The sequence below is a fragment of the Paracoccus hibiscisoli genome, assembly GCF_005048265.1.
Taxonomy (GTDB): Bacteria; Pseudomonadota; Alphaproteobacteria; order Rhodobacterales; family Rhodobacteraceae; genus Paracoccus; species Paracoccus hibiscisoli.
On record NZ_SUNH01000055.1, the window covers coordinates 1 to 7510 of the forward strand.

At 60.6% G+C, this 7510-nt stretch carries 5 protein-coding genes and 3 pseudogenes; 4 read left to right on the top strand and 4 right to left on the bottom strand.

Translation table 11 applies throughout. The features are described 5' to 3' along the window. Window positions 1-121 precede the first annotated feature (121 nt). Window positions 122-927: pseudogene (locus FA740_RS18750) on the bottom strand (IS3 family transposase); the annotation flags it as partial. Between the two features lie 67 nt (window positions 928-994). On the opposite strand from FA740_RS18750, the pseudogene FA740_RS20275 reads away from it, so the two are divergent. The 4 genes and pseudogenes from FA740_RS20275 to FA740_RS18765 form a co-directional block, all read left to right on the top strand. Further along, window positions 995-1093, top strand: a pseudogene (locus FA740_RS20275) (IS5/IS1182 family transposase); the annotation flags it as partial. Between the two features lie 30 nt (window positions 1094-1123). Then, window positions 1124-1282, top strand: a pseudogene (locus tag FA740_RS18755) (IS5/IS1182 family transposase); the annotation flags it as partial. Between the two features lie 150 nt (window positions 1283-1432). After that, on the top strand, window positions 1433-2557 hold the full coding sequence (locus FA740_RS18760) for a histidine kinase dimerization/phosphoacceptor domain -containing protein (protein ID WP_136858326.1): 1125 nt from the start codon (window positions 1433-1435) through the stop codon (window positions 2555-2557). Further along, window positions 2554-3015, top strand: a complete 462-nt coding sequence (locus FA740_RS18765) for a response regulator (protein WP_136858327.1) — start codon at window positions 2554-2556, stop codon at window positions 3013-3015. The genes FA740_RS18760 and FA740_RS18765 overlap by 4 nt, the downstream gene beginning before the upstream one ends. Window positions 3016-3378: 363 nt before the next feature. Here the strand turns inward: FA740_RS18765 and FA740_RS18770 are convergent, their stop codons facing one another. The 3 genes from FA740_RS18770 to FA740_RS18780 form a co-directional block, all read right to left on the bottom strand. Beyond that, window positions 3379-4656, bottom strand: coding sequence for a phospholipase D-like domain-containing protein (locus FA740_RS18770; protein WP_136858328.1), 1278 nt, complete (start codon window positions 4654-4656; stop codon window positions 3379-3381). 1160 nt (window positions 4657-5816) lie between these two features. Next, window positions 5817-6464, bottom strand: a complete 648-nt coding sequence (locus FA740_RS18775) for a transmembrane anchor protein (protein WP_136858329.1) — start codon at window positions 6462-6464, stop codon at window positions 5817-5819. Between the two features lie 13 nt (window positions 6465-6477). Beyond that, a complete protein-coding gene (locus FA740_RS18780) occupies window positions 6478-7212 on the bottom strand; it encodes a HupE/UreJ family protein (RefSeq protein ID WP_136858330.1) in 735 nt (244 codons plus the stop codon). Window positions 7213-7510 lie beyond the last annotated feature (298 nt).

Sequence of the window (7510 nt, forward strand, 5' to 3'; positions counted from 1 at the left end):
CTATGGAAGAGACCACTTCTTGACGGCGGAGCCCGCTTGGGCAAACATCTTCAGAGCATCCGGTCACTCGGATGCCCCGTGATCTGATGCCCTAAACGGCGATTTGTTCCCGAGCTAGGACGTTGTCACTGACGATGCAGGCGGGCTTTCCATAGACCCTGACCAGAGCATCCAGCTCCCGCGCGACCCTGGCCCCCGAGATGCTGGTGTCGGCAATCAGGCCAAGGTTTTCACGGCAGCAATCGTCGTTCACGGCCAGGATGCGGAACCTGCGGCAAGCTCCGAAGGTGTCAGACAGGAAGTCCAGAGACCAACGCTGGTTCGGCCTCAGCGGGACCGGCATTGGCGTGCGGCTGCCACGTGCGCGTTTGCGGCCACGCCTGCGGCGGACCGCCAAGCCCTCTTCCCGGTAGATGCGGTAGAGCTTCTTTGCGTTCATCACCATGCCCTGGCGCTCCAGCATGATCCCGATGCGCCGATAGCCGAACCGGCGCCGCGTCTCGGCGACCTTGTGCATTTCCTCACGGATCTCCGGGTTGTCGGGCGGGCGCTCGCGCCGCACCGTCTTCGGATCGACACCGACCAGGACGCAGGCCCGGCGCTGTGAGATCGGATGACCCCGCATTGCCCGCAGCGCTGCGTCCCGCCGCTCGTTCGGTGTCGTCAGGGTTTTCCCAGGAGATCCTTCAACACCACGTTGTCGAGCATCGTGTCCGCCAGAAGGCGCTTGAGCTTCGCGTTCTCGTCTTCAAGCTGCTTCAGCCGCTTGGCATCGGACAGGTCCATTCCCCCATACCTGGCCTTGAGCTTGTAGAACGTCGCCGGGCTCAGTCCATGCCGGCGGCACACCTCGGCCGTCGGCATCCCGGCCTCCTGCTCCTTGATCATCCCGATGATTTGCGCCTCGGTGAAACGGCTTTTCCTCATGTCGTCTGCTCCTTCTCAGGTTGGGCAGACTCTACATCAGAGCGAGGGACATTCCGGGGGGCAGGTCATCCACTATCGCACGACGAACGGGAACTCCGACAACAAGGCCCTAAAGCAGCGCGGATCACTGCTGATCTGGCTAGGCGATGACATGGTCTGGCTAGCAGCTGTGTCTAGCGGACCGGCAGCAGTTCACCGAAATCGGATGGAAGCGACGATGCGTTGCCTTAAGTCCTTTGGCGAACGGATCACCTCACAAGACCCGGACAGGCGAACGGCCGAAATCCACATGCGTGTGATGCTCATTAACCGCTTCAACGCGCTCAGCACAGCCGAGACGGAACGCGTGGCCTGAGGCTGGCGGGGTAAGGGGAAGTCCCGCGTGAGTGTCGAGTTCTGCAACGATGCCCATACGACGGCAAACCCACAGTCGTCTTGGAACGAATCCCGATGACGCAGCTTTCTTGTCACAGAGCCTTGTTACTTGTGACATGCGAGAGCTGACGTGGAAGAGCGTGACGACTGGACCCTGACCGAGGCGCTGCACCATGAAGATGGTCGCGGTGATCCATTTGCAGCAGCCGTTCGCTCAACACGAATGGCCATGGTCATCACCGATCCCCGCCAAGAAGACAATCCGATCATCTTCGCGAACGAAGCGTTCCAGACCCTTACCGGTTACGGACGACAGGAAATCATCGGACGCAATTGCCGCTTTCTGCAGGGACCCCAAACCGACCGCGAGATCGTTGAGCAGATCCGCAAGGCCATTGAGACCGAGACGGACGTGTCGGTCGATATCCTCAATTATCGCAAGGACGGGACCTCGTTCTGGAACGCGCTTTATATCAGCCCGGTCAAGGATGATGCTGGCAAGGTCCAGTTCTTCTTCGCATCCTCGCTGGATGTCACCGATCGGATCGATGGCCATCTTCGGGTTATTCGCGAGAAGGCGCGTATCGAGGCGGAGGTTGCGCGGCGCGTTGCAGAACTGCGGACCGCGCTCGACGCGCAGACATTGCTTCTTCATGAAGTCGATCATCGCGTGAAAAACAACATGAGCATGATCGGCTCTATCCTGCGGTTGCAACTGCGGGAAACGCATGATGAAGCGACGCAAGGACTGCTCCGGGCGATGATGTCGCGCGTTGATGCCATGGCAACCGTGCATCGCCACCTGTATCAGTCGGAAGACGTCACCAGATTTGATATCGGAGCTTACTGCGTCAACCTCGCTTCTGATCTCGGCCAGATGAAACAGGGGACGGATATTCGTATCCGGGCTGATCTGGGGCGTGCCGATGTACCCGCAGGACAGGCATCTGCACTTGGTCTTATCGTCAATGAGATCCTTAACCACATGCTCACAGCCGACTGCGGTCGGCAGCATATGATCTTGGACATATCAGCCTCGACGGAGGGGAAGCAGGTACATTTGGCGATCCGTCTGACCGCTGATGATACGCAGGATGCCAGGATGCCGCCTTTGGTACCAAGTTACTCACCTTCCGGGGTCAATGAGCAGATCATTCTAAGGCTTTCGGCGCAGACGAAAACGGCCGTATTTTGGTCAGATCAGAACAGCGGATCTTCAGAGGTTCGTATCACAATCAATCTCGAGGCACTATGAAGCGCTCCAAGCCGCCGCTTTCTATTTTGATCGTCGAAGACGAGTTCATCATCGCAATGGATATTGAAATGCTTATCGAGGACGCAGGGCATCGTGCATTCGGGGTCGCGTCTAGTCTCAAGGATGTTCTTGCGTACCCTGTCGATGTCGCCCCAGACGTCGCCTTGGTTGACATGCAACTTGCTCATGGCAGCACAGGTCTCGAAGTGAGCGAGGCTATCCAGTCGCGCTGGCCCGAGACAATCATTGTGTTTGTTACAGCCAATCCGAAAAAGGTGCCCGAAGACTTTGCCGGCGCTCATGGCCTGATTGCAAAGCCGTTTTCCTCCGCAGGATTTATCGGCGCTTTGAAGTACCTCGAAGATGGCATATGCGATCCGCCACCGCTCTCTCCTCAGCCCGGCAGCTTCATTGCCTCACCGGCATTCGCCGCGACTTTCGCCAACTTGGGTCGTTAATCCAAATCGCCTCTCGGTCAGGCCTTATTTGGCATAGATGCAGGAGCGAGGACCGCGTAATTGGGCGGGTCAGCGGTGAGCAGAAGGTTCTGGACCATGTCATGGCCCAGCAGACCACTGCCCTGCCGAAGGTCGGACCAGCTGGGCAACAGCGCAGCCGATCCGCGCTGACGGGAAACCCCTATCGTGGCAGAAAGGGATGGGTCGAGAAGCGCGCCGAGCGTCGCGCGGCTGACGCTGTCGTCATGCCTTCACCCCCAACAGAATGACCGCGTCTGTGCGGCCTGGGCCTAGGGTCCAGACCGCCGACGGGGCGCCGACAATGGCCGGTGCGGGGCTAACAATCCTTGCCGACTGTCCCGCTCAAAGCTGGGTACGCAGCAGGCTCCACGCCCAGTCTTGCAGCCGGTCCTGCCAGGGCCTCGACTGCCATTCCGCCAATGTGATGGGACGGGCCTGCGCCAGGTCAACGTCGAACATGGCGATCTGTTCACGCGCAAATCCCGCATCGAAGACATTCAGATTGGCCTCATCATTGAGCCGGAACGAGCGTTCATCGAAATTCGTGGACCCGACCGAGGCGAAGACGTCGTCAACAACCAGCAGTTTGGCGTGAACAAACGTTGGCTGGTATTCGTGGATGCGCACCCCCGCCTGCAGCAGCGGCCCCCAAAGGGCCCGAGAGGCACGGCGGACCGGCGGCTTGTTGGTCTGCGACCCCGGCACCAGAATGTCGATCTCCACCCCGCGCGCCCGCGCGTCCAGAAGCTGGGCGATGGCGATATCGTCCGGGACGAAATAGGGTGTGGCGATGCGAATACGCCCCTCAGCCGCAGACAGCGCGGTCATCAACATCAAATGGATATAGTTGCGGCTGCCGGTGCTGCTGACGACCAGTTGCGCGACCGCATCGCCTTCAGCCTCCAGCAAGGGAAAGAAATCCGGTCCCTGAAGGATTTCGCCAGTGTCCTCGACCCAGTTAGAGACAAAGGCGCCCTGCAGCATCGCCACCACCGGGCCGGTGATCCGGTAATGGTTTTCGCGCCATTCGTCAGGGTGGCGGGCGTCGCCCCGCCAGTCATCGCTGATGCCCACGCCTCCGGTAAAGCCGATCCGCCCATCGACGATCAGCAATTTCCGATGCGTGCGGTTGTTGATGCGGTCCAGCGTATACCAGTTCAACGGCCGGAACCGGACGACATGCACGCCGGCAGCCTCCATCCGCTCTACCAGGGCGGCATCGATGGGGACCGAGCCGACCCAGTCCATCATCACGCGAACCGGAATCCCGGCCTGGGCCCGCTCGATCAGGGCGTCCGCAAACTGGTCGGCAATGGTGCCGGACCAATAGACATAGGTTTCGAAATTGACGTTTACCTGCGCGCCGCGAATGGCATCCAGCATGGCGGGAAAGATCCGGTCGCCGTTGGACAGCGTTTCGATCCGGTTCCCGGCCAACAGGTTCGACCCGTAGAGCCCGGCGAGACTGCGCTGGAAATCCGGCCCCGAGGTGGCCAGCACAGTGGGCACGTGCCCACGCAATTCGCGACGGTCCGGCATCAGGTTCAGCGCGACCAATCCCAGAACGGTCGCCAAGACAACGACAACAAGGGCCTGTCCGACGCGGCGGGCTGTGGGCATGGGGCTCTCCGAGTTCAGGCGGGGTCTGTCCCCGTTTTGGCAGTTATATCAGCGTGCCGCGCAACTTCTATCACCTGCGTCGCGGGCGAAACCGCGCCGGCAACGACTCCGAGTCCCGACCGGATGCGGCCAGGGAGACCGGGATAGACGGTGAGCTGAGTGGCGCCACGGTGACCGTCCGATAAGGGTTCGACGCGGCCGTTCTAAGTGATCCATCCTAACGACCGCTTTGGTGAAGGTTTTCTGATGCGGGTCGCGACGTAACGGTGGCAGTGATATGCGACCACGACCCGGGTTGGAAAACCTCCCAAGGAGGAAGCCGCGGGGGTCTTGGATCATCCTATGGGGAAAGTGCGCGGACGGTTGGAGCAACGGCTTCGTCAGGAGTGCGGCTCAAGGAGCGCATGGTGCCTGAGACGAGCGCAAACTTGTTCGATGATCCCCACAAGGCTGCTCGTTCTCGGGTCCGCGAGGCTGTCATCTAATCGCATGTCGTTCTGCAAGGTCTTTCTTGGCGATGGGACATCGTTTGCCGGGAGCAGTGTCATCTTCGCGGCCGACATTAAGCCGCCGCATGGTGGGGCTTCGCGGACGAACCTTCCTACGTGTGAAGCGCACGCATCGGCCAAGTCGGGCAGATGGTGCAACAGCCTCGGCTCTAAGCGGTCATATGCTGCATCACGCGCAAACGTCGGCTTCGCTCTTCTCGCCAAACATCCGCGTCGTTTAGCGCTGAAGAAGGCGCGCCACAAAGCGATGGAGGTCACACCGCTAGTGGATCACTGGAGTGCCAAAAAAGCCGTTGCGCAAATTAAAGCAACTCTGCAGGTCGTCCCCATGCTTTTTTGCCGACAGCAAGGTGGCTCAGGAAGCATACAGCGCCCAGATCTAAGCGCCCGTTCATGCTGTGGCGAGCACTAGCGGCTGCTCTGGGCTTTTCACGTCGATACATGTGCGCCGCGCTGGCGGCAGCTATGCGGGACCTTCCGGCCGTTCGCATGTCCCACCATAGATTGCTTTGATCACATTCGAAAATTCTTAGAGCAGCAAAATGATGATCATCGGCCTGACCGTCCGGTCTAGGCTTGCGTGACAAGAGCACCAAAGTCCGAGCAAAGAAGGGCAGCCAATCGCGTCGATTACGAATGGCTGCCCGCAGTTCAGTAAGTTTCGACGACGGCGCTGTAATCGCCGCGCACATTGATCGTCATGGTGATCGGCGTGCTGTCGCGGTTTCGCCAGAACCAGCCGTGATCACCGGCAAAGGGTGCCTCGATGCTGCCCTCGCCGTCCGTCGCGCCGCTGCCGCGCTCGTAGTCGATGGACTCGCCGCCGCTATGGGCGTGGAGGTCAAAGTTGACCCGGCCGCCTTCGGCGGTCCATGCGTATTCCGCCACGTCTCCAGCTGCCATTGTCAGCTTGATCTCGGCTGTGTCGCCCGGCTCCAGCGTGAAGGTCACGGTGTCCGTCCAGGTGTCCTGCGCCTCTTGCGCATAAGCCGTGCCGATGAGCAGACCCATAACACTATCCAAGACGCTAGACGTCTGGTCCTGAGAGGGCTGCTGGGTGGCACGCTGCTCGTCCAGCAGACGATCGGCCTCGGCCTCGGCAGCAAGCTGGACCTTGATCTCGCCCATCTCGGTCAGGCCGATGACCCGGCCGATCCCGGTCGGGTCGATGGCGTATTCAGCAGGCAGATAGACGGTGACCGCGATCACCGCCGCACCGATGCTGGCCAGGATCGTGGAGCGGCGCAGTTGCGCCTTGGTGGGCAGCTCGTCGATGTTGGGTTTGGGTGCATTATGCATGGGAATATCCGATCTATGCCGAGGTGGAAGCGATGTAGCCGGCGACCTGGTTGAAGGTCAGCCAGATGCCCAGGACCATCATCACCACGTTGGCGATGGTGGCCTGGCGCAGGAAGTTGGGGCTGCGACGCCAGTAGCCCATGACGATCAGGATCACGGCCAAGGCCAGCAGTTGGCCGACCTCGACGCCGACGTTGAAGGCCAGCAGGTTGGCCAGAAGCCCATCCTGCGGGATGTCATAGTCGAGGATCTTCGTGGCCAGGCCCGTGCCGTGGAACAGGCCGAAGATCAGCGTGGCGACCTTGGTATTGGGCTGGAACCCGAACCATTTCTGGTAGGCGCCAAGGTTGTCCAGCGCCTTGTAGACCACGGACAGGCCGATGATCGCGTCGATGATGTAGGCGTTGATGCCCCAGCCATACCAGACGCCAAGAAGCATCGTGACCGAATGGCCGATGGCGAACAGGCTGACATAGATGCCGACGTCCTTCATCCGGTAGAGGAAGAACACCACACCCAGCAGGAACAGGATGTGGTCATAGCCGGTCACCATGTGCTTGGCGCCAAGGTAGATGAAGGGGATGATCTGCACCCCCCAGATTTCCTGGATATAGCCCGCGTCACCGGCGGTGACGTTATGGGCGAGAGCTTGGGCGGCCGTCAGCACGACTGCCGCCAGCAGGATCAGGGTCAGCGCAACCGGTTGGCGTGGTGCCAAGGCGCGCAGGACCCCCGAGGTCGAGGTCATGGAAAAGTCTCCGGTAAGGGTCTGTCTGTTCGGATACGCCGCGCGGTGGCGGCACCGATCAGGCCCGCGGAGGTCGCTCGATCAGATAGACCCGCTGCGGTCCTTCCCATGACGCCCGCAGCCGGAACGTATCGCGCCAAGCCACCCTTGGGTGCGCACCGGCGCCGGGGACAAGCATAGCCTGGCTGTGATCATGGTCGGCCACGTCATGGCTGTGACCGTGCAGCGCCCAGACAAGATCCTCTGCGAACCCGTGCGAGTGGCCATGATCAGCGATCATGTCGGTATGCTCGGCCAC